Here is a 20,802-nt window from a genome sequence, read left to right as displayed (position 1 = left end):
CTATGAAGAAATTTGAAAGTATAAGTAATTTAAGAAAATTAAATTATACATATGATGGCATTATACAAGTGGATTATATTTGTAAATTTATTGAAAGAAATAAAGATTTATTTATTGCTAAATTAAAAAAAGAAAAGAATATTGATGTACCTGATTTTGAAGAGGTAAAGGGATTTTTATTAACAAATGAAGGGAAGTTTTCTGGAGTACATTTAAATAAAAATGTTCCCATTTTAACTCGAGAAGATTTCTGGAGATTTTTTGCTTATCCTGTTGTTTTAATCCAGGATATAAATAGATTAAGCAAGACAGGGGTTAATTTTATAATAAAGCATTGGTGGGACTTTTCTAAGGAACCTAGTTTAGAAGATTTTTTGAATTATCTAGCTAATCCTTTTAAAGATAATTTTGCTTTTAAACAATATACTGTTATGGGCGAGGAGGCTTTTTATATAGCTGGAAAAAAACTAGTTTATAAAAAGTACAAGATAAATTATCAGGAACTAAATTCTTTTTCTAAATATAGAGAAAAAGATTATGGGGTGTTAATTGAACAGAAGATTAATAATATGAGGAATAAAGGTGTAAATGAATGGATAGATGCTTTTTATGTAATAGATTTTACTAAAAAGAAATTGGTGAGTACTGTTAAAGATGTTAAAGACATTAACTATTGGATGGAACTCCAAACTGAATTTTTTAAATTTGATGACACATCAAATAGAAAATAGTAGCCGAAAAGATACCGTATGTACATTAGTTTTGTGTTTTGGGGTATGGAGTAGTGCTATTTTTATATTGAGTAACGAAAAATTATTAATGTAAAAATATTTTTATTTTAAATTCTGTGAGCTAATTGAATGATAAGATAGCCTCTTAGATATTGATAGATAAGTGTAAAAGTCCCCTCTTAATAATAAAGAAGGGACTTTTTGTGAAATTGTATTTGTAGGTGGGAAGACATTAAATCTTAAGAAGAATTACTGTTTAATTTAAACCATTTTGTGTTTTAGATTCCAATTTATTGTTATAAAAGCTTAGTAGTGCGATACCTTTACCAGATAAAGATTCAAATTCATATATTTTATAATTATAACTTTCGGAGGTTAACTTCCCTTCACCACCAATAAGTTTTATGCATTCCTCATATGTCATGCCCAACTGCAATTGTTGAAATTCATCTAATGTAATATAAGCATCTTCGAGTTTATGTAGTCTCTCATAACTTTGACGTAATTCTTCTTCTCTTTTTTCGTTTTCTGCTAGTGCCTTCTCTTGTTGTTGTCTTTTTTTCTCTTTTTCAGCCTCTTCTTTTTCTTTATTAACTTTAAAAGATAATTTATCTATACTTTCTTTGAAATCTTTAACATCTTGCTTAGAATTTAATATTCTTTTATCAATAATTTTTGCGTACATACTACCAGTACCTTCATTTTTATATGTAATACCGATTTTTTTATCGTCAGTGTATAATATATCCCCAAATATATACTCAAAGTAATGTTCAATTCCAAGTTGCTGAATTTTCCATTTATCAGGGTTATATATTTCACGGTACATATTATATTCTTTTGAAAATGCAGTGATGTACATTATACCATCTGCATTCTTCAGATTGTCTAAGACTACTTTGGTATTATATTCATTACAATACGATATATTGCCCTTTTGACACATTTCATGTTGCCTTTTTTCTTGTTTTTTTTCCCATTCAATTAGATATATAGTTGAAACGATTGTAATAAGAACTAAGATAATGGAAGTTACCATAGTTATAAATATTTTTTTACTAGCCTTTTTCTTTTTAATAAATTTTAGATAAAGAATAGAAATAAGAGATATTAAAAATACAATTATTAATAGTGGAAACAGTATTAAGATACTACTTTTTATTATCCATTCTAGACTCATTCAAATCATCACCTTTCATAGAACTATTCTCCTTAAATAGAAAATAATAGCATTAACAATTATATCAAAATAATTTATAGGAGTGGTTGTAAATCTTTATTTATTTGGGGAGAAATTCAATATATTTTTAGGTAAGTAGGAATGAGGTATTATTTGTATGCGAGTGAAAGGATAGGTTTTTTGTTGTATAATTTTGGTATTGAGGTCATTTAAAATGAAGTTTTTAGGGATGGTGAGAATTACAAGATGAGTGATACAAATCATGGAGTAGCTATTGAAGTATCAGAAATTGAAACTGATGAATTACTAGAACAAGTGGATGATGAGATTCAAAGAGAAGAGGGAGTTATAGCAGAGGTAAATGCAGAAGAAAAGGCAAAAAAGATAGAACGAGAAAAACATAGATTGATGGTTAATTTAGCGGAAGGGAATATGAAACATCTTATAACTAAGATAGCTTATTTATTAAATAAGTATCCATCAACAAGAAATTCTGATATTACGCTACAATTAAAGTATTGGAGAGAATTTGAAAGATTTAATATAGAAGAAAAACCAAACGGAGGGAAAATCCCATGCCAACCTACAACAAACTAATCCGAAACAAAATCCCGCAAATAATAAAAACCAACGGAAAAACACCTACAACAAGAATCCTACTCGAAGAAGAATACATAAAAGAACTCTGCAAAAAACCAGAAGAAGAACTAACCGAATATCTAGAAGCAACAACAAAAGAACATAAACTCGAAGAACTATCCGACCTCCTAGAACTAATAAACGCCCTAGCCAAATACGAAGGCACAACACTAGAAGAAATCAACAACATCCGTAAAAAGAAAGCAAAAGAAAGAGGCGGCTTCTCAGATCGAGTCTTTCTAATTGAAGTAACCGATAACTAACCCCTCCTAAGCCCCTTACAAGCCCCTACCAAGTAATAAATCACTAAGAAAAAACACAACAAAACAAAAACAACTACAAACACCGTAGTAGTAGTCAAAAAAAATTTTGAAATAACACGCCAAAAACCCAGCCATCCTCCCATATATATTATGAAGAGGTTTTCATTTTGAACGGAGACGGGAGGAACTTTGATGGCGGTGTATCGTAATGTGCAGGTGAATTTTTGGCAGGATGATTTTGTTTTGGATTTGACGCCGGAGGAGCGGTATTTTTATGTGTATTTGCTAACTTGTTCGAAGACGACGCAGTGCGGGATTTTTCCTTTTCCGAAGCGGTTAGCTGAGATGGAGACGGGTTATAACAGGGAGACTGTTGATAAGCTTGTGCAGCGCTTCATTGATTATGGGAAGATTCTTTATGATGCAGATACACGGGAGCTATTCGTTTTGAATTGGCTTTGTTATAATCCTGTGACGAATACGAATGTGGAGAAGTGTGTGCTTCGTGAGCTGAAGAGTGTGAAGAATAAGGAGTTTGTACATATGTTTCTTCAGAAGTGTGCGGAGGAGGAGCTGAATGTTCCGATGCTTTTAGCACATTTCGGTATGCCTGATGATTTGAATGTGGATGATGTTGAGCCGATTTGTGAGGAGACAGAGGAAGAAGAGGTTATAGAGGAAGAGACGGGAAGTCGCGTGTTTTCTTTTTATGAGCAACATTTCGGTAGTTTGTCTCCTTTTGCGGTGGAGGAACTGAGTGCGTGGATGGAAGATTTGTCAGAGGAGCTTGTGCTGAAGGCGCTTCAAATTGCGTTTGAGAATAATAAGCGGACGGTTGCTTATGTGAAGGGAATTTTGAGAGGGTGGCACGGGAAAGGATTTACGAAAGTTTCTGAGGTTGAGGCGGATACGGCGAGCTTTCGGAAGAAGGAGTCGTCTGTTAGTACGGGGGAGACGGAGGAGTTTTTGGCGAGGTGTGAGGAGTGGGAGAAGAATGCGCCATCTGAGGAAGAGTTGCAGCGCTTTTTAGCGGAGCGCGGGTGGCGGCCATGAGTATTCAAAATGTGGAGGCGGAGAAGACGGTGTTAGGTTCTCTATTAATTGATGGAGAGCTTATTAAGGAGTGCCGTTTGACGGAGCAGTATTTTTCTATGCCGGTGCATAAGTCTATATTTCAGTTAATGCGAAAAATGGAAGAAGAGGGGCAACCGATTGATCTTGTGACGTTCATTTCTAGGGTGGATCCGAAGTTTTTAGAGGGGATCGGGGGAATGGAGTATTTTATAGGGTTAATGGATAGTGTGCCTACTATTAGCAATTTCTCTTATTATGAGGGGCTTGTTCGAGGTGCGTGGAAAATGTATCAGGCTGGTGTTCTCGGGCACAAGATGGGGGAGCGTCTTATTGCGGAGAAGAGTGAGAAAGTTATCGGTGAGACGATTACGGCACTTTGTGAGTTAGAGGAGAAAGATTCTGTATGTGAGTTTGATTTGAAGGGTGCATTAGTTGATTTGTATGAGGAGCTTCATCAAGATGGGAAAGAGATTACTGGTATTGAGACTGGTTATACATCGTTAAATAAAATGACGTGCGGATTGCAGGAAGGTGATTTTGTCGTTCTTGGTGCGCGTCCTTCTATGGGGAAGACTGCGTTTGCGCTTAATGTTGAACTGCATGCGGCGAAGTCTGCAGTGGCGGTTGGATTGTTTTCGTTAGAGATGAGTAGTAAGCAATTGTTAAAAAGGATGGCATCTTGCGTAGGCGAAGTGTCAGGAGGTAGGCTGAAAAATCCGAAGCATCGTTTTGCGATGGAAGATTGGGAGAAGGTAAGTAAGGCGTTTGCGGAGATTGGTGAGTTGCCATTTGAGATTTACGACAATGCAGGCGTTACGGTACAAGATATTTGGATGCAAACTCGTAAGTTAAAGAGGAAGCACGGTGATAAGAAGGTTTTAGTTATTGTAGATTACTTGCAGCTTATTACGGGCGATCCGAAGCATAAGGGTAATCGATTTCAAGAGATTAGTGAGATTTCTCGTAAGCTTAAGTTATTAGCGCGTGAATTAAATGTTTGTGTAGTAGCACTGTCACAGTTATCTCGTTCTGTAGAGTCGCGGCAAGATAAGCGTCCGCTTTTATCTGATTTAAGAGAGACGGGCCAAATTGAGCAAGATGCGGATGTCATTATGCTTATGTATCGAGAGGATTATTACGATAAAGAAACGATGCAGAAAGAGATGACGGAGATTCATGTAGCGAAGCATCGGAATGGACCTGTGGGGAGTTTTAAGTTGAGGTTTTTGAGGGAGTTTGGGCGGTTTGTGGAGATTTGATGATAAAATAGAAGAAGGCATATAAAAAGGTAAAGGAGTGGTTACGGATGACAAAAGTAGGTCGTTTATATGAACAAGAGAAGCAAGAAGAAATTGATAAAGCACTTTCGGCAGCTGGAATGCTTTTTAAAGGAATGAGTGTAGAAGAAATAGCTAAAAAATTAGATGTAACAATTGAAAAGGTGAAAGAGTGGGAGAAGCGTTTATCTCATTAATCGCTGGGGTAATGGCAGCGTCTGTATAAAAATTTACACAAAAATAGCCGAATATTTACTATATAATAGTCGGCTATTTTTGTACGGAGAAGTTGTTAGGTTTAATACGCAAATCTTTTGGTTTGCTCTTGAATATGTTCCTCATTTCCCCATAAAGAAAGACTTTCTCTCTGCAGTAATCCACTGCTGCAAATCATCTTGGTTACGTCGGACAAGTCGATTTACTAACACATCATGCCATACATAATCCTCTAATAAGTATATATGGACGGGGTCATCTGTATAAAAAGCAATATTACGCTCTTCAAGTGATGGTCCATAAATCATTTCTTTAGAATCTATCGATACAATAAACCAATGTTCTGTAGACAAGGTTTCTGTATAAGGTGTTATGCGATGGGCTTCTAGATTTTTAATGGGATTTTCAACATGTAGGGTAATACCTTGTATTGTAACTTTATCAGCTACTTCAGATAGATCTTCTTTTAACGCTTCATACATCTCATCCCACATTGAAATGACAATACGTCGTTCTGCTTTTTTTATTAATGCCTGACAGTAGCTAATGATTGTTTGATTGTCTTTTAAAGTAATTACTCGATTATCCGTTTTTTCCTCGGAAGTTTCTAGTTTTTTTAATGAATCACTTATTCCTTCGTAAGTAGATTGCCATTCTGTTTGCGCTTTCTGTAAAAAGATTTCAACAGGTAGAGGTGAATAGCGGGTGGTGTCATTTATTTCTTCTTTCATGACAATTCCTTTTTCTACAAGGTTACCTAAAATCTCATAAATTCGCGCTCTTGGGACACCCGAATCTTTACTCACTTGGTAGGCTGTGACAGGCCCTTGTTTAACAAGAGATACATAAGATTTAGCTTCATATTCATTGAAACCAATTTTTTTAAGCTGTTGCACTATGTAGTCCACTTTTTTCGTCCTCCGATGTTTGCTTTTATCCCGCTTTAACGGGCAGTAAGATCCCCACCTCAAAATTCAGCGGAAGCAAAGAAGTTAGGTGGGGTCGGGCTGCCCGTAAAAGCCCGATTGGTGAAGGCTAATAATCAGTGGGGGTGAACAAACCCCACACTGATTAAAGTTTCACTTTATATTTCAACGTTACAATAACTGTTTACATTTAGCAAATTATTAGTTACTATTCGAATAGTGACTAAAGGGGAGGTTAATAGTATGGATTTTTATTTAGACCCATCTGTATTAATGATTTTGATCGCTTTTGGATTTTTAGCTGCATTTATTGATTCAGTTGTAGGTGGTGGTGGACTCATTGCTTTACCAGCTTTATTATTTACAGGACTGAATCCAGCAAGTGCAGTAGCTACGAATAAACTAGCGTCGACAATGGGAAGTGCAACTAGTAATATTGTGTTTTATCGTTCTGGTAATCTTGATTTGAAATCGGCGTTTAAATTAGTTCCGCTCACTTTCATAGGTTCCATAATAGGGGCATGGACCGTTCATTTAATGAATCCAGAAGTACTGAAGCCATTGATGCTGATCATGCTTGGTGCTGTCGCTATTTATACGATATTCAAAAAGGATTGGGGTAGTATTTCCACTCATAAGAAATTGTCTGGTCGACACGTCATTATTTTTACTTTCTTTGTTTTTGCTATTGGTTTTTATGATGGATTTCTAGGTCCTGGAACAGGTTCATTTTTAATGTTTTCTCTTTTATTTATTGGGTATGATTTTTTAAAAGCAGCAGGTAATGCGAAGCTTCTTAATTTAGGAAGTAATGTTGGTGCATTGTTGATGTTTATGTATGTAGGGCAAGTTAACTATGCGTATGGTTTTATAATGGGAATTGCTCAAATTGCTGGAGGGATTGTTGGCTCCAAATTCGCTATAAAAAAAGGAAGCGGGTATGTTCGTGCTCTGTTCATTACAGTAACTTGTTTATTGTTAGCGAAAAATCTGTATGACTATATTCAGTAAGTAATTAAAGAACGTAGAAAAGGTCAAAGATGCAGATTACATAAAATATAAGAAGACACTAGGGAGAAAATTCCTTTTAACATTTTTTAGATGCTACCTTATTTGAAGATAGCATCTAAAAAGAAAATCTAAGTGAAGAGAATGAAAATAATATAAACTCATATTTTTCTGGGGTATGTTTATTGATCATAGTGAAATGTTTATTCTATATTCTTCTTATAATTAGGCCTCAACAAACTCTTAAAATCCACCTCAGCAATTAGCACACTCAACAATATAAGCGTAGCCCCTAAGTATCCTTTTCCTGTCAGCGTTTCACCTGTGAAGACGAAAGCAAAGCCTGCGGAAAAGACAGGTTCTAATGAAAAAATAAGACCTGTATGGGTAGGTGTAGTGTATTGCTGGGCGATAACTTGCACGATGAATGCGACTGCGGTGCAAAATATACTTAAGGCTAGGATGATTAGCCATGAGTTGGTTGTGCTAGGCAGTTTTGGTGTTTCCATAATGAATGAAAAAATAAGACTAAATAGGCCGACGAAGCCGAGTTGTATGACTCCAAGTGCAATGGAATTCACATGTTTCGTTACGCTTCCAGTAATGATGACGTGGATCGCATAAAATAGGGCAGACAGTATGCAAAATATATCGCCGTTACCGATTTTGAATTCGCTCGTTAATGTTAATAAGCCGATTCCTATTATCGTTAAAATGATTCCTACTATAACTTTCTTTTCCGGAATGTGTTTTAAAAATATAGCTGATAATATTGGAATGAAAATGACTGTGAGACAAAGTAAGAAACCAGCATTAGAAACACTCGTATACTTTGTACCGAAAGTCGCGAAAATATAAACGATAAATAAGACAGAAGCAAGTATAAATGCATATTTTACAGTTTTAAAATCAACTTTGAATAAATGTTTGTAAAATATTAAACCTGATAAAAGAAAAGCGATAATAAATCGTAATGCAATTAAATTATATTCTTCTATGCCATCAAGTCCAAGCTTTGTAAGTAGGATGGATGCACCCCAAAAAAATGTAACTAGTAGTAACATTAAATCCGCTTTTAATTGTAGTTTCATTTCTATTCCCTCGTTATGTATAAATTTTATAAGCCCATACCCCTATCCCCATTTTAAATTTTAATATTAATTCTGAATATTTGTAACTTAAATTTATCGACGGTTTTTTCAGAACAATTGGGAAGTAATAGTATGTATAAAAAAAAAGCCCAGTTTGGAGGGGATTTTTTCTATGTAAAATTTCATTTGTTTTGTTTACATAATATCTTTACAATCATTTGATAAAATAAAGTCAACTGCATATTGTGAGGGTGGTTATCCCTTCTTTCTATTCGGAAGAAAAGGAGGTGATAATATGGAGTTTTGTTTGACCTTGTAAAAGAGTTTGTCAAAGCGACTGTGCGCGAAGCTTCAGCGTATTTTTTGCGGAATCAACTTCTGGATAAGGACAACAAAAAAACCACTCCGCGCCGTCACAAGCAAAAGGGTGGGTTCCGCAAAAAGAAATAGCTTATAATAACCACCACCCTAAGCGGTAGCAGTTAGGGAAGAGATGTGAGCGCATCTCTTCTTTTTATTATATGCCATTTTATTTGATGTCATACTTATATAGTATTCTATGGAAAATATATCATATTCCTATTTTGTGGTCAATTTGATCCCGCTTTAACGGGCAGTAAGACCCCCACCTCAAAATTCAGTGGAAGCAAAGAAGTTAGGTGGGGGTCGGGCTGTCCGTAAAAGTCCGATTGGTGAAGGCTAATAATCAGTGGGGGATGAACAAAACCCCCACTGATTAAAGTTTCACTTTATTGAATGATTGAAAAGGTGTAGTCTTATTCCTTTTCAAACTGAAAAATATCCCGATTAATGAGTTGGTGGAGGTACCTATCCATTTCAGCAGCAGAAACGCTTTTTTTATTTTTAAACCACCATGTGCTTAATGAGGTGATTGCCCCTGAATAAAACTCAATGATTAAATCATTTGGTATCGTATGGTTTTTGCAAAGTTGATTTAATGCTTCTATTTCTTGTTTTCTCGTTTCGTGACTTAAATAATGTGTACGGGTAATGAATTGTTCATCAGACATTTGCGTTTCTAATATTTTACCGAGTTCTTCATGATGTAGGAATTGTTCCATTACTTGAAATGGTTTACTTAATCGATCTGAAACCGGTATTTCAGCAATCATCTTACCGTATCGTTTAAATCCAAATGTTAATAAAGCATCTTTATCTTCAAAGTGTTTATAAAAGGTTGTTCGGTGTACCATAGCGCGGTCACATATTTGGTTAATCGTGATCGTACTATATTTCTGTTTTGATTGCGTCATTAATTCAAATAAGGAATCCCACAGTAATTTATGTGTACGTCTAATACGTAAATCAAGTTGTTTTTCATTATCATTCATCTACAATTCTCCTTTTTTGTAGATTAAATATACAGTGGTTGAAAATTGATTCTCCCTTTTTAATCTACATATGTATATTATATTACATGTGTTTAGGTATATTTAAAGTTTTTTAAGTAAGAAACAGGAGGAGAATCTGTAAATGAATATGACAACTAAGAGCCCTACAAGTGGCAAAGTTGATACTTCTAATTTGAAACATACCCCTATTTTAATTGCGTTACTTTTAGGAGCAATGGTTGCATTATTAAATGAAACATTACTTGGTAATGCGTTAACAGTATTAATGAAGGAATTTGATGTAACAGCTTCAACGATTCAATGGCTTTCTACGGCTTACATGTTGGTGGTTGGGGTTTTAGTCCCAATTACAGCGTTACTTCAGCAATGGCTCACAACGAGACAAATGTTTTTGATTGCTATGGTAACGTTTTTAGCTGGTACATTAATTGCGGGATTTGCACCGACATTTTCTGTTTTATTAATCGGCCGTATTGTCCAAGCGGTAGCGACAGGGTTAATTTCACCGTTATTAATGAATACGATTTTAATTATTTGTCCGCCTGAAAAACGTGGTGCGACAATGGGATTAATCGCACTTGTGATGATGGCAGCTCCGGCAATTGGTCCTACATTATCTGGAGTAATTGTGGATTCATTAAATTGGCGCTGGTTATTCTATATTGTTATTCCTATCGTGATCATTTCCATTATGATTGGGATGAAGTACATTCAAAATGTTTCAGAGTTAACAAGGCCAAAAGTAGATTACCCATCAATCCTTTTATCGACATTAGGATTTGGCGGATTTGTGTATAGCTTTAGTGCATCAGGTGATTTAGGATGGTCCGATGCGAAAGTATATGGTGCTTTAATTGTTGGGCTTATCTCATTATGTATTTTTGTCGTTCGACAATTAAAAATTGAGAATCCAATTTTAGAATTACGCGCATTTAAAGTTCCGATGTTTACATTATCAGTCGGATTAATTGTCATTGTGATGATGTCGTTATTTTCAACGATGACTTTATTACCGATGTTCCTACAAACAGTTTTACTCGTTACAGCTTTTAAGTCAGGGATCATCATGCTTCCGGGAAGTATTATTAGCGCTATAATGGGACCGATTGCAGGTAAACTATTTGATAAATTTAGTCCGAAAGTTATTATCGTTCCCGGCATTGTGTTAGTAGGGATTGCAATGTTCTTATTTAAAGGCATTACTCCTGATACATCAATGTTACAAATTATTATTATGCATAGCGTATTAATGGTTGGACTTATGTTTGTCATGACAGCACAAACATACGGTTTAAATCAATTAACACCAGATTTATATCCGCATGGAACAGCACTGTTTAATACGTTGCAACAAGTAGCTGGTGCAATTGGTACAGCTATCTTTATTTCGAAAATGTCTTCAGGAACAACTAAGTATATGGAAAGCTCCGCAAATCCACTGGATCCAGTAGAGAAGTTAAACGGTTTAACTTCAGGGTTCCAAGGTGCATTTGCACTTGGGTTAATCTTTATTATTGTTGCATTTATCGTATCGTTATTCTTAAAAGAGGAGAAAGAAGGAGTAAAGGAAGCGAGAGTTTTACAGAACGAACATTAAGGTTTATATAAAAAAGACATCTTTCCCTAGCAAAGATGTCTTTTTTATATTTTTTTCGTAACACTTGTTTTGGTTGTCTTTATACATAAGAATTGGTATGTACAATATTTATCCTTTTTGAGAATAACGATGCAAAGCTGTGCTAATAACTAAAAGTCCAATAATGAGAGAGTGTGTTCTTATAATAAGTTCTGCCGCTAATAGTTCACCAGATGATTTAGTGACATCGTATATAGATTCTGTTATGAGAATAGGCATAGTCATGATTATGAAGTTATTATATTTGCATTAAACGATTTGCGCGTTTTTTATAGTAAAAATTAGAGACTCTTTAATAAAAAGGAATTAAATATGGTATTCTTTAGTTAAGATATTTAAACGAAGACAGGGGAAATGAAGATGGACAAGAAGCTAACGTATTGGCTAGCATCTATTATAGGGGGAGTAGTACTTGCAACTGGTATGACTTATGGAATGTTACAGTTTGCTGAAGTCCCGCTTAAGAGTGAGGACCATGTTTTTGCAGAGGTTAATAAAGAAGACATACTATCGAATGAAGCAGAAGTGAAAGGTTCAAATGCACAACTTCACATTACAGTAACTTCTACTGAAGAAGAAGTTATTTCAGCTATGCATAGCATGACTCATCAAAAAGTAAAAGCGTGTGAAGGAAAGGGAGCAACCCCTATGTCCAAAAAGAATGCAGAGAAAGTAAGAAATATTCTAAACGGAAACAATTTCAAGAACAAAGAAGAGCTATTAGCAATTACTGAAAGATGGGCAAATAGAGATTTTAGTAAAATTTTAGAAGAACATAACTATTTTATTAAACTTCAAGGTGGCAAGACAGGTGAAGCTACAGTAATGGATACGGTAGACGAGAAAGTATTCTGTCTCAATACTTTCGGTGATGATGTAACGGCTGCATTAGTTAAATCAGGAGATCTTCAAGCCTTGTAAGGTGTTTTTTCTTTAATATAAAGAAAGCCTCAAGTATTCATATACTTGAGGCTTTTCTAATGGAAAGATAGGAATGATCCGAATTCCTTACATTAAGAACAAAGTGGAATTACTCCTAAACCAATTAATAAAGCTGCAGCAACTGCTGGAATTGGTACAGGAATTTGAATACCTTCTACAAACAAGAAATACTGACCACTCACTATTTTAAAACAAACTACTTGCATGGCTATTCCTCCCTTCTTTTAGAATTAATACATTATATTAATTAATCTATTTATTGTTATAGTTAAATTATTCATTTTCAAAAATATAGTTAATATGTGAATAGTTTTCGAAAGGACCTGCTCAATCAATGTGGAAAAACATAAGATGAAACGAATCCATTAAAATACATGAGTGAACCTTAGTTTTCCCCTCTTATCTAAAGGAGGAACTATTATGGGTTATGGTGGTAGTTGTGGCGGTTGTGGCTTCTCGGGAGGCTTTGCTTTATTAGTCGTGTTATTCATTTTATTAATCATCGTTGGAGCTTCTTGCTTCTGCTAAAAACTATTGGAAAAGACACTCATATAGAGTGTCTTTTCTTTCGTGTAAAATGCTTCCTGATATTATCCAACTGTATATAGTATACGGTATACTTTTTCCTCATTAGACATATAAAAATGTTGGAGGGATGTTATGAAACTAGTAGGGAAGCACATTTATATTCGGCTTTATAAAACTGATGATGCTAACGAGTTAGCTAACTTACATATTAGAAATCGCGAATTTTTTCAACGAGTTTGCCCGTTGCTCCCAGAAGTTTTTATACAGAATAACATCAAAAAATACGTCTCGAACAAGCGTTAAAAAAGAAAGCTGAAGGGCAAGTAATCCTTTTGGAATCTTTTTAAGAGAAAATGATAAACTTATCGGAGACATTTCATTAACTCAAATTGTTAGGGGAGACCTCCAAAGCTGTTATACGAGATTTACTTTAGATAAGGAGCATAATGCAAAGGGCTATACAACAGAGGCTCTTCAACTTGTTGTAGACTTTGCTTTTAGGGAATTAAAGCTACATAGAATTGAAGCAGGAGCGATGCTTGATAATATAGCATCTATTCGTGTATTAGAAAAAGTCCTACATAAGAGGACTTTTTTGTATACATATAGATTAAAATAATAATAGAAATTTTTTATTTTTTTCCACAACTATTAATTAAATCATATTGTTTAGAAATCATTTCATTTCGAATTTGATCGAGATGTTTATGTAATGTTTCTTTTATTGCACTACCTGTTTTGCTTTCAAAACTTTTGTTTAATTCAATTCCTTGTTCAGATAAACTTTTGCATACATCATGAAATGCTTCTTTGTTTTTTTGAATGGCATGTTTTTGGCTTGCTACGATGCTATTTGTTTTGAATGCTACATCAGTTTTTAAAAGTGATTGTTGCATTTCTTTTTCTAATTGCTTTTTAACAGCTTGCAACTCATCTATAATAGTTCCAACTGCACCAACTGTAGCTTTTTCTATTTCTTTCTCTATTTTTTGAATTTCCCCTATAAAATCCATCATATTATCTCGCCGCCAGTCCTTCAAAATTTGTTCCTAATTGATTATCTTTATCTCGTAATGAATTAGCTGCATAAGCAATATCATCTCCAAAATGAATCAATTCTTTTTGTTTTTTCCGTAAAAGATGAATTAGTTCTTCTGCTAGTTGTATATCATGAAAATAGTCTTTTCCGTTTTGGGATATTTTTGCAACCTCTCTAATTGCTTCATCTACTTCATGTTCTTCTAACAGATGATATTTTCCTCCAGGTCCTGTCTCATGCTTCAATTGACTCTTTAATTTCGCAACTTCCTCTTCTTCTTGTTGTTGAAATCTTTCTATATTTCTAATAATATCAGATAATATATCGCTTATTTTTTGTATCTCTTTTGCATGACGAATGATATCATCTGGTTCTAATTCTAGTCGAACACTACCATTATTGTGGAACATTTCTAGAAATGTTGACATTGGATGTTGTCCCATAAATACAGCCGCGAGAATACTATCTGTTCCATTACTTTTCGTTGTAAATTGTTTACCAATCATAGGTGCTCCAAATTGATTGAAATTTCCTACAGCATCTTCTTTATGAGTATAATCTACTACTTTATTTTCCATTACGCCTTCATCTACTCGTTTTTTTGCTTTATCACTTAGTAATCTATAAATATTTGGTGCAGCATATGTTGTTGCATAACAATTCATTTCTGCTGCTACATATTGAGCCTCCGCAGCACCTTTACTATGTCCGGTAGTGTGAATAGATGTAGGATTATATTTTTTCTTAATTTTTTCTGTAAATTCTAATGCACTATCAAATGATGTCGGAGCTTTTCCGCCTGCTACACCAAGGTTCTTTTTCTGTCCAAGTGTAATTTGAACTATATCTGTGGTTTTATCTCCATCGAATCTATCAAATTCAGTACCACGGAATGCAATGATTACATCGTCATACTGTTTTTTACCAGGCTTATACTTATTTGCAGGTACTACAGCGATTGCTTGTAATCCATTTTTTACTTTTGTTTTATCTGCATCAAATGTTTCTATAACTACCCATTTTTTATTATTTGACCCTTTTATTTCTTTTTCAATTTCTAAAACTCCGGGTTCATAAACTTGATCGGATAGTTCGAAATAATCTTCATCTGTGGCAATTGGATTTTTTTTCAATTCACTCATATGCTTCAACTCATTTCATGGTATATTTTAAATATATTCAAACACAAGGGGATTTTAAATGAAAAAGAAATTGGTGATTGTTTTATCCATTATTTGTATTATAGCAGGAGGATATTTTACTATGGAATACTTAAAACAAAAAGAAAAAGAAGAAAAGTTTTGGAAAGTACAAGAGGCACGAGTAGAAAAGTATATTCACTATAATATTAAAGATGTAAAATCTATTACATTTACAGAAAATAAGATAAGTCCAATGGGAGTTCCTCATATAAAAGGTTATATAAATAATAATAAAGAATTAGATTTTATAGCTAGTATAAGTACAACTGAAAACTTTGAAGACAAATTTACGCGTTCTGGGAAATTAGGAAAACTTATAAAAAATCCTGAAAAATCAGTATCGGAAATTGAAAAAGAAGAGAAAGAAAAAAACCAAGAGTAGTTCTTGCGACTACTCTTGGTTTCTGTACCCTACTTTAGAAAGAGCATATGTTAACTAGCTTGGAATATAAGGGGATTTCCAATGAAGAAAGTAATGATTTTGATTGTATCTGCTGTGATACTCATAGCAGGAGGATATTTTACTATGGAATACTTAAAACAAAAAGAAAAAGAAGAAGAGTTTTGGAAAGTACAAGAGGCACGAGTAGAAAAGTATATTCATTATAATATCGAAGGTGTAAAATCTATTACGTTTACAAAAAAAGATGTAAGTCCAATGGGAGTTCCTTCTGTAGAAGGATATATAAATAATGATAAGGAATTATGGTTTGATGCAAGTATAAGTACTACAGATAAATTTGAGGATAAGTTTGGTTGTTCTGGGGAATTAGATAAAATGATTAAAAAACCAGCAAAATCGGTATCTGAAATTGAAAATAAAGAGAAGGAAAAGAAGCAAGAGTAGTCTCTTTAACTACTCTTGTTTCTTTACTCTAGGGATACCGCCCATCACCGTTAAGCTCACAGAACAGGTTGCTTCTAAAATGAACTTCATTATTATAAAAGACTCTAATTTTTCGTTTTGAGGCAAATATTATATAAAATAATAGCTATCTCTAAATCACTAGTTTCAAAAAGCCTTCACGCAATGATAATTGCATGAAGGCTTTTGATGTTTTCTTATTTTTTTGTCTCGTTAACCCATGTAATAATGTCCTGGATGACGTACTCGGGAACATTAGCAGGGATTTCATATTCACTAGGGAGGCTTAATTCCCCGTCACCCTCCGTGAAGAAATGATTCAATTTCGGGTATTTTTTGAACTGAACATTCCCGCGGTTTGAAAGTCCTTTCTGCCATTTTGTATATTCATCTTTTACTGTTACTTGATAATCACGTGCTCCTTGCAGAATGAGTAAAGGCTCTTTTCGTGATTTTGCTTCTTCAACTGGACGCCACCTAGAAACATCATACATAAAATGAGGTGACCCCAAATTGTAGCCAGCTGGAGGATGGTCAGGATTGAAAGCAGGATCCTGGATAAAAGCGACCTGTCTTTTTAATTCATCGATTACTTCCTTTGACTCCCCAAGGTATTGATACTGATCAATGGCAATGTCAGTCAAAGGGCGTGCAGGTGGTGCGAGTAAGATACTTCCTCGAACAAGTGAGGAAGGCGCTTTGCTCAGTATACGCGGCATTGTGCCAGCTCCTTGGCTATGTCCGAGAATGAAAATATTATTTGGATCAATGCCTTCCTGCTGCGCTGCTGACTTTGCTGCATATATGGCATCATCTGTAGTATCACGGTCTAATGTAACAGGTTCTGCACTCATCTTTAATGCATGTTCTAAGGTACGTTTTTCATAGCGCAACACTGCAATTCCGTTGGATGAAAGGCCCACCGCAATGTCTCGTAAGATTTTTGTTCCCAAATAGGTAGCATCGCGATCATGGATGCCAGCACCATGCACAAGAACAACGACGGGTACCTTTTCACCACGCTGATGCTTCGGAACTGTTAATGTCGCTGGTAACGGATAGGTAGAATTTCCAATGACGATTTCACGTTCTTGATAGGAGTCAGGTTGATTATAGATAGGATGTGGGATGGTATAAGATTCTTCGGGTGGCCTTTCTCCAATTTCATCTACTTTCCCGCCAGGTGTGAATTTAAGGAGTAGCGGTATGGTAGTTCCTTCGGTAGCTGCTGGAATTTCTACCGTCTGATGGACCAAGTTTCGTTCTTTTATCACGGGGGTTCCCATGCTTTTTATCCCGCTCCAGCCACTTTGTGTCCACCAGTTTTGTAATGTGGTTGCTGTAAACTTGGATTGAAAAGCAGTAGACGTCAACTGTAGTGCCTCTGCATACTTACCTTGCTGGAGATATTCAAAAAATAATGATGTACGCTCCGTTAAAGAGACTAGTTTCTTTTCAGCAGATTGTTCCTCGCGTGTATCTGCGTGAATAGTTGTTGTAAGCGGGAAAGATGAAACGCCTAAAGAAAAGAGTAGGGGAAAGGTAAGTATTGATCTTTGTATTTTCTTTTTTTTATTCATGTTTTAACCTCCAATATGTGATGGTAAAAAACAGGTATGGTAATTAGAATTCTGGTGCGAAAACTTCAAAACATTTGCAAGCAATCTCCAAAACTTGGACATACTCATATTATTATTCTAAAAAAACGTAGCTTTCTTCTCTTGTCACATGCATATTAATCCCAGAAATAATCTTTCTTCCTTCACTTTATATTTTGATTATACGAAGCAAAGCTCTCGTTTTTCTTACTTGATACTTACAAATTCCTTAAGTAGGGGATATTTTAAAAATGGATTTGTGGCGGTACTCCTATGTTAAGAGATAGCTTAAGGACCGAGGATTATATTGTTTTTATAAAGAGTTGATGTTATGTTTGTTTTGTAACATATGGTGTTTTATGCATGTAGGAGGATTTATTGAAGAAATTATTAATATTGTTTTTATTAGCTACATTTTGTCTACAGATTACAGGATGTTCTAATAATATGGGTACACTAAGGGAGAAGTCTAAAACTTCAACAACTTCAACAACTGTGAAGTCTAAACGCATCAATAAAGGGTGGTACAAACATATGTAATAGTTTGTATCACCCTTTGTTGATGTTAGAAGTCATAAAGAAAAGGTTGATAGTTAGATATTTTTCATAAAGAAAAGACACCCTAAGGTGCCTTCCTTCGACTTGAACCATCTTAATTTTAATAATATATTGGACTCCCATCCAACTATTATTTTACCATGTTAAGTTGTTTTATTCATTGAGAAATATAGTGTTAACCTATATTTAAAAGAATTATATCGATTTGAACCAACTATTAATTAGGGGGATGCTGACATGCTCAGTCAATATTATACTATCCCCAGAACGGAAATTATGAGCAATATGTATATGAGTCACATATCAAAAAAAAAGACACTCTCAAGAGTGCCTCTCCTTAGCAGCCGAATCCGCCGCCCCAACAGCTAGCGCCAACGATGATTAATAAGATGAAGAGCACAACAAGTAAGGCAAATCCGCCGCCGAAACCACAGCCTCCACCACAACTACCTCCATAGCCCATATTAACTCCTCCTTCCATAAAGACCATTTATTAATGGATTTAATTTAATTTATGTTTTTAAGGGTGAATGGAGCAGGTCCTTAAAAAAATAAAAGGATTTTGGAAGTTAAAAAGAGTTGACGATCTTATTTTTGTCACCGGAATTTTGTCTTCTACATATTGTATTTTATTCTGTGTATTGGGGGAAGGAGGATCTTATGGCTAATTCTGAGATGATTTTACGTTTACTTACGGATTTAAAGATTGAACAACAATTGTTGAAAGAACAGTTAGAGAAAATGCAAACAACTGTGACTATTCTTGAAGAAAAATCAGTGACGCTTAAAGAAAAACCAGCGACTCTTAAAGAAAAAACAATGACTCCTGAAGAAAAACCATCTGTTACAAAGCAAAGAGCTTTTTCTGGACGCCCAACATCTTTTCGTGATTGGAGAGCAGCTAGTCAAAAAAATTAGGGAATGTTATGTGAAATGATAAAAAAAGTACAGTCTGCTGTAGAAAAGACTGTACTTTTTTATGTTAGTAGAGAATGTTAAGGGAGACGTATTTATTTTGCTTATTCCAATTCCACTTTTAATTGGAGATCTTTATCTAACTTATCATTATTAAATTTTAAAGTTAATCCTCGCGTGTTTTTCGGTACATCGAATACAATGTTTCCGTCCGAATGTTCATTAGGGTTAACAATACCAAATTTAAATGTAGAGGTATTTGCAGCTTTAAGTACGGATTGATGTTCATTGGAAATGTGATATTCTCTTCCAAATCCATCAATTAATTTAAAGTTGTTGATATCTAGTGTAATGGGTTCTTCTTTACGATTATAAACTGCGATGTCTAATACTTTAAAGACACCTTGTGCTTTAACTTCTCCAGTCCCTAGAACATCTAGTGACTCGGCAGATCCTATTGACATGTATATATCAGAGGAATCTACATTGGTAGGAAGTTCTTTTTGCGAATCCTTGTTGCTAAGTTTGTCATTCTCTGTTTTTTTAGAAGTCGCCTGCTCATTTTTCGCAGGCGCATCATGTGAACTGCACGCTGATACTCCAAACAAGAATGTGCTACATAATAATGATGCTAATAACTTTTTGTTCATCGTTTGTTTCTTCCTTCCAAAATAGAAGCACTTTTAATGAGTGCTATATATATTTGTATATGTATTACATTTTATATCTTATTATATTAATTTTGGAAGGAAAAGGGGAAAAATGCGCATTTCTCTGAGTCGAATTATTTATCTGTCTAAAATTTGAAATTAAAATGAGCCCCATAAATGATAAACCATTCCACTGACAAAAAATGCTAGTCCTACAAATAAAACAATTAAAGCAAGTATTCCATTTTTATTATGTTCCATAAAATTAGCTCCTTTTTCATTTACTTACATACAAAAAGCCTTTAGTCGTAATTATGGCTAAAGGCTTTGATCTTCATACTTTTTAGTTTATAAAAAAGTTGCACTGCTGTATTAATTTGGAATATGATTATTTAAAGAGAAGGTGATGAGTACATGCAGGACAAAAAACAATTCCCGCTTATATCTGGAAATCTCTCATTAGATTTAGTAAATACAGAGCTAGTTAGGCGTGGACAACGTTATGATTTATTAATAACAGATGAAGATGTATTAGAATGGTTACATGTAATAAAGGTTAATCTTCCTTTTTGGAATGAAAAAACACTTATAGGAATTCAGAAGCGAATGAATCAAGTTACATCTAGTATATTAGAAATAAGAGAAGTACTGAGAAAACAGTTTGAGGCAATTGCTGATCAGCAAAAAATTTCTAATGATTTTATTACGTATTTAGAAAAACAAATTGAGAAGGCACCATTTACATATAAAATCATTGAACAACAGCTAGTATCTATCCCGGTTGGAGAAATCGAGGATGTACTCGCATCGTTAATTGCATTTGATGCTTTAACCTTAATAGCAGAAAATAAGCTGGTTTTCCTTAAAAGGTGTTCAAATCCTGAATGTGTTTTATTATTTATAGATAAGAGTGGGAAACGAAAATGGTGTTCTATGAAAATATGTGGGAACCGGAAAAAGGTAGCAAAATTTCAGGATCGAAAATTTGAGGAAGTTTAGAGAATCAACTTATAATAGTTGATTCTTTTTTTGTATTCTATAACTAACCTCTAAAATTAATATTTACAGGTTAGTTATTGCCGAGTTATAAT

Annotated in this window: 25 protein-coding genes and 1 pseudogene; 15 read left to right on the top strand and 11 right to left on the bottom strand. The window is 34.5% G+C overall.

Annotation, left to right across the window (positions count from 1 at the left end):
• Window positions 1–731: hypothetical protein (locus tag GBN91_RS28850; protein ID WP_193222114.1), on the top strand; the 731-nt coding region annotated here is incomplete at its 5' end.
• A 256-nt stretch (window positions 732–987) separates the two neighbouring features.
• Here GBN91_RS28850 and GBN91_RS10785 read toward each other — a convergent pair.
• The gene (locus tag GBN91_RS10785) at window positions 988–1,911 is read right to left on the bottom strand and encodes a hypothetical protein (RefSeq protein ID WP_086385405.1); all 924 of its coding nucleotides are present in this window, start codon (window positions 1,909–1,911) and stop codon (window positions 988–990) included.
• A gap of 246 nt (window positions 1,912–2,157) precedes the next feature.
• On the opposite strand from GBN91_RS10785, the gene GBN91_RS10780 reads away from it, so the two are divergent.
• The 5 genes from GBN91_RS10780 (at window position 2,158) to GBN91_RS28845 (ending at window position 5,361) form a co-directional block, all read left to right on the top strand.
• Complete coding sequence (locus GBN91_RS10780; RefSeq protein WP_226800153.1) at window positions 2,158–2,508, top strand: hypothetical protein; 351 nt, start codon at window positions 2,158–2,160, stop codon at window positions 2,506–2,508.
• Complete coding sequence (locus tag GBN91_RS10775) at window positions 2,487–2,813, top strand: nucleoside triphosphate pyrophosphohydrolase (protein ID WP_152121470.1); 327 nt, start codon at window positions 2,487–2,489, stop codon at window positions 2,811–2,813. Before GBN91_RS10780 ends, GBN91_RS10775 begins: the two co-directional genes overlap by 22 nt.
• A gap of 192 nt (window positions 2,814–3,005) precedes the next feature.
• On the top strand, window positions 3,006–3,866 hold the full coding sequence (locus GBN91_RS10770) for a DnaD domain-containing protein (RefSeq protein ID WP_152121469.1): 861 nt from the start codon (window positions 3,006–3,008) through the stop codon (window positions 3,864–3,866).
• Window positions 3,863–5,146 carry a replicative DNA helicase gene (dnaB, locus tag GBN91_RS10765; RefSeq protein ID WP_152121468.1) on the top strand — a complete coding sequence of 428 codons (1,284 nt, stop codon included), beginning with the start codon at window positions 3,863–3,865 and terminating at the stop codon, window positions 5,144–5,146. The genes GBN91_RS10770 and dnaB overlap by 4 nt, the downstream gene beginning before the upstream one ends.
• A gap of 47 nt (window positions 5,147–5,193) precedes the next feature.
• A complete protein-coding gene (locus GBN91_RS28845; protein ID WP_000169783.1) occupies window positions 5,194–5,361 on the top strand; it encodes a hypothetical protein in 168 nt (55 codons plus the stop codon).
• Between the two features lie 141 nt (window positions 5,362–5,502).
• Here the strand turns inward: GBN91_RS28845 and GBN91_RS10760 are convergent, their stop codons facing one another.
• The gene (locus GBN91_RS10760; protein WP_048656428.1) at window positions 5,503–6,288 is read right to left on the bottom strand and encodes a TrmB family transcriptional regulator; all 786 of its coding nucleotides are present in this window, start codon (window positions 6,286–6,288) and stop codon (window positions 5,503–5,505) included.
• 261 nt (window positions 6,289–6,549) lie between these two features.
• Between GBN91_RS10760 and GBN91_RS10755 the strand changes: the two genes are divergently transcribed.
• On the top strand, window positions 6,550–7,317 hold the full coding sequence (locus tag GBN91_RS10755) for a TSUP family transporter (RefSeq protein WP_000348425.1): 768 nt from the start codon (window positions 6,550–6,552) through the stop codon (window positions 7,315–7,317).
• A gap of 200 nt (window positions 7,318–7,517) precedes the next feature.
• On the opposite strand, the gene GBN91_RS10750 is transcribed toward GBN91_RS10755, so the two are convergent.
• Window positions 7,518–8,405 (bottom strand): DMT family transporter, encoded by an 888-nt coding sequence (locus GBN91_RS10750; RefSeq protein ID WP_152121467.1) that lies wholly within the window; start codon window positions 8,403–8,405, stop codon window positions 7,518–7,520.
• Window positions 8,406–9,181: 776 nt separating this feature from the next.
• Window positions 9,182–9,757, bottom strand: coding sequence for a TetR/AcrR family transcriptional regulator (locus GBN91_RS10745; protein WP_000999319.1), 576 nt, complete (start codon window positions 9,755–9,757; stop codon window positions 9,182–9,184).
• Between the two features lie 142 nt (window positions 9,758–9,899).
• Between GBN91_RS10745 and GBN91_RS10740 the strand changes: the two genes are divergently transcribed.
• On the top strand, window positions 9,900–11,375 hold the full coding sequence (locus GBN91_RS10740; protein ID WP_152121466.1) for an MDR family MFS transporter: 1,476 nt from the start codon (window positions 9,900–9,902) through the stop codon (window positions 11,373–11,375).
• Between the two features lie 108 nt (window positions 11,376–11,483).
• Here the strand turns inward: GBN91_RS10740 and GBN91_RS28840 are convergent, their stop codons facing one another.
• On the bottom strand, window positions 11,484–11,639 hold the full coding sequence (locus GBN91_RS28840) for a hypothetical protein (protein ID WP_180985045.1): 156 nt from the start codon (window positions 11,637–11,639) through the stop codon (window positions 11,484–11,486).
• Between the two features lie 135 nt (window positions 11,640–11,774).
• Between GBN91_RS28840 and GBN91_RS10735 the strand changes: the two genes are divergently transcribed.
• Window positions 11,775–12,335: a PRK06770 family protein gene (locus GBN91_RS10735; RefSeq protein ID WP_000358710.1), complete on the top strand. Its 561-nt coding sequence runs from the start codon at window positions 11,775–11,777 to the stop codon at window positions 12,333–12,335.
• A 92-nt stretch (window positions 12,336–12,427) separates the two neighbouring features.
• Here the strand turns inward: GBN91_RS10735 and GBN91_RS29445 are convergent, their stop codons facing one another.
• Complete coding sequence (locus GBN91_RS29445; protein WP_001198456.1) at window positions 12,428–12,562, bottom strand: hypothetical protein; 135 nt, start codon at window positions 12,560–12,562, stop codon at window positions 12,428–12,430.
• 214 nt (window positions 12,563–12,776) lie between these two features.
• Between GBN91_RS29445 and GBN91_RS10730 the strand changes: the two genes are divergently transcribed.
• Window positions 12,777–12,884: a YjcZ family sporulation protein gene (locus GBN91_RS10730; RefSeq protein WP_000540375.1), complete on the top strand. Its 108-nt coding sequence runs from the start codon at window positions 12,777–12,779 to the stop codon at window positions 12,882–12,884.
• A 132-nt stretch (window positions 12,885–13,016) separates the two neighbouring features.
• Window positions 13,017–13,503: pseudogene (locus GBN91_RS10725) on the top strand (GNAT family N-acetyltransferase).
• Window positions 13,504–13,516: 13 nt separating this feature from the next.
• Here the strand turns inward: GBN91_RS10725 and GBN91_RS10720 are convergent.
• The gene (locus GBN91_RS10720; protein WP_000968628.1) at window positions 13,517–13,900 is read right to left on the bottom strand and encodes a hypothetical protein; all 384 of its coding nucleotides are present in this window, start codon (window positions 13,898–13,900) and stop codon (window positions 13,517–13,519) included.
• Window position 13,901: 1 nt separating this feature from the next.
• Window positions 13,902–15,065, bottom strand: coding sequence for an alpha/beta hydrolase family protein (locus tag GBN91_RS10715; protein WP_152121465.1), 1,164 nt, complete (start codon window positions 15,063–15,065; stop codon window positions 13,902–13,904).
• Window positions 15,066–15,123: 58 nt separating this feature from the next.
• Between GBN91_RS10715 and GBN91_RS10710 the strand changes: the two genes are divergently transcribed.
• Both GBN91_RS10710 and GBN91_RS10705 read left to right on the top strand, forming a co-directional pair.
• Window positions 15,124–15,507: a DUF1433 domain-containing protein gene (locus GBN91_RS10710; RefSeq protein WP_071740857.1), complete on the top strand. Its 384-nt coding sequence runs from the start codon at window positions 15,124–15,126 to the stop codon at window positions 15,505–15,507.
• 81 nt (window positions 15,508–15,588) lie between these two features.
• Complete coding sequence (locus GBN91_RS10705) at window positions 15,589–15,972, top strand: DUF1433 domain-containing protein (protein WP_152121464.1); 384 nt, start codon at window positions 15,589–15,591, stop codon at window positions 15,970–15,972.
• Between the two features lie 215 nt (window positions 15,973–16,187).
• On the opposite strand, the gene GBN91_RS10700 is transcribed toward GBN91_RS10705, so the two are convergent.
• Window positions 16,188–17,570, bottom strand: coding sequence for an alpha/beta hydrolase (locus tag GBN91_RS10700; RefSeq protein ID WP_152121463.1), 1,383 nt, complete (start codon window positions 17,568–17,570; stop codon window positions 16,188–16,190).
• Between the two features lie 913 nt (window positions 17,571–18,483).
• On the bottom strand, window positions 18,484–18,609 hold the full coding sequence (locus tag GBN91_RS10695; protein ID WP_000540377.1) for a YjcZ family sporulation protein: 126 nt from the start codon (window positions 18,607–18,609) through the stop codon (window positions 18,484–18,486).
• A 197-nt stretch (window positions 18,610–18,806) separates the two neighbouring features.
• On the opposite strand from GBN91_RS10695, the gene GBN91_RS10690 reads away from it, so the two are divergent.
• On the top strand, window positions 18,807–19,064 hold the full coding sequence (locus GBN91_RS10690) for a hypothetical protein (RefSeq protein ID WP_000013699.1): 258 nt from the start codon (window positions 18,807–18,809) through the stop codon (window positions 19,062–19,064).
• A gap of 101 nt (window positions 19,065–19,165) precedes the next feature.
• Here the strand turns inward: GBN91_RS10690 and GBN91_RS10685 are convergent, their stop codons facing one another.
• Window positions 19,166–19,711, bottom strand: coding sequence for a DUF4352 domain-containing protein (locus GBN91_RS10685; protein WP_152121462.1), 546 nt, complete (start codon window positions 19,709–19,711; stop codon window positions 19,166–19,168).
• A 414-nt stretch (window positions 19,712–20,125) separates the two neighbouring features.
• Between GBN91_RS10685 and GBN91_RS10680 the strand changes: the two genes are divergently transcribed.
• Window positions 20,126–20,710, top strand: a complete 585-nt coding sequence (locus tag GBN91_RS10680) for a CGNR zinc finger domain-containing protein (protein ID WP_152121461.1) — start codon at window positions 20,126–20,128, stop codon at window positions 20,708–20,710.
• Window positions 20,711–20,802: the final 92 nt, after the last annotated feature.

Origin of the sequence: Bacillus sp. B1-WWTP-T-0.5-Post-4 (assembly GCF_009183795.1) — a bacterium.
GTDB classification, from domain to species: Bacteria; Bacillota; Bacilli; order Bacillales; family Bacillaceae_G; genus Bacillus_A; species Bacillus_A cereus.
The sequence above is the reverse complement of the archived record's forward strand: the minus strand, read 5'-3'. Positions and strand labels throughout refer to the sequence as shown.

Coding starts and splice junctions, on each gene's coding strand:
- GBN91_RS10785 (WP_086385405.1), bottom strand. CDS start 1,911: ATGAGTCTAGAATGGATAATAAAAAGTAGTATCTTAATACTGTTTCCA.
- GBN91_RS10780 (WP_226800153.1), top strand. CDS start 2,158: ATGAGTGATACAAATCATGGAGTAGCTATTGAAGTATCAGAAATTGAA.
- GBN91_RS10775 (WP_152121470.1), top strand. CDS start 2,487: ATGCCAACCTACAACAAACTAATCCGAAACAAAATCCCGCAAATAATA.
- GBN91_RS10770 (WP_152121469.1), top strand. CDS start 3,006: ATGGCGGTGTATCGTAATGTGCAGGTGAATTTTTGGCAGGATGATTTT.
- dnaB (WP_152121468.1), top strand. CDS start 3,863: ATGAGTATTCAAAATGTGGAGGCGGAGAAGACGGTGTTAGGTTCTCTA.
- GBN91_RS28845 (WP_000169783.1), top strand. CDS start 5,194: ATGACAAAAGTAGGTCGTTTATATGAACAAGAGAAGCAAGAAGAAATT.
- GBN91_RS10755 (WP_000348425.1), top strand. CDS start 6,550: ATGGATTTTTATTTAGACCCATCTGTATTAATGATTTTGATCGCTTTT.
- GBN91_RS10750 (WP_152121467.1), bottom strand. CDS start 8,405: ATGAAACTACAATTAAAAGCGGATTTAATGTTACTACTAGTTACATTT.
- GBN91_RS10745 (WP_000999319.1), bottom strand. CDS start 9,757: ATGAATGATAATGAAAAACAACTTGATTTACGTATTAGACGTACACAT.
- GBN91_RS10740 (WP_152121466.1), top strand. CDS start 9,900: ATGAATATGACAACTAAGAGCCCTACAAGTGGCAAAGTTGATACTTCT.
- GBN91_RS28840 (WP_180985045.1), bottom strand. CDS start 11,639: ATGACTATGCCTATTCTCATAACAGAATCTATATACGATGTCACTAAA.
- GBN91_RS10735 (WP_000358710.1), top strand. CDS start 11,775: ATGGACAAGAAGCTAACGTATTGGCTAGCATCTATTATAGGGGGAGTA.
- GBN91_RS29445 (WP_001198456.1), bottom strand. CDS start 12,562: ATGCAAGTAGTTTGTTTTAAAATAGTGAGTGGTCAGTATTTCTTGTTT.
- GBN91_RS10730 (WP_000540375.1), top strand. CDS start 12,777: ATGGGTTATGGTGGTAGTTGTGGCGGTTGTGGCTTCTCGGGAGGCTTT.
- GBN91_RS10720 (WP_000968628.1), bottom strand. CDS start 13,900: ATGATGGATTTTATAGGGGAAATTCAAAAAATAGAGAAAGAAATAGAA.
- GBN91_RS10715 (WP_152121465.1), bottom strand. CDS start 15,065: ATGAGTGAATTGAAAAAAAATCCAATTGCCACAGATGAAGATTATTTC.
- GBN91_RS10710 (WP_071740857.1), top strand. CDS start 15,124: ATGAAAAAGAAATTGGTGATTGTTTTATCCATTATTTGTATTATAGCA.
- GBN91_RS10705 (WP_152121464.1), top strand. CDS start 15,589: ATGAAGAAAGTAATGATTTTGATTGTATCTGCTGTGATACTCATAGCA.
- GBN91_RS10700 (WP_152121463.1), bottom strand. CDS start 17,570: ATGAATAAAAAAAAGAAAATACAAAGATCAATACTTACCTTTCCCCTA.
- GBN91_RS10695 (WP_000540377.1), bottom strand. CDS start 18,609: ATGGGCTATGGAGGTAGTTGTGGTGGAGGCTGTGGTTTCGGCGGCGGA.
- GBN91_RS10690 (WP_000013699.1), top strand. CDS start 18,807: ATGGCTAATTCTGAGATGATTTTACGTTTACTTACGGATTTAAAGATT.
- GBN91_RS10685 (WP_152121462.1), bottom strand. CDS start 19,711: ATGAACAAAAAGTTATTAGCATCATTATTATGTAGCACATTCTTGTTT.
- GBN91_RS10680 (WP_152121461.1), top strand. CDS start 20,126: ATGCAGGACAAAAAACAATTCCCGCTTATATCTGGAAATCTCTCATTA.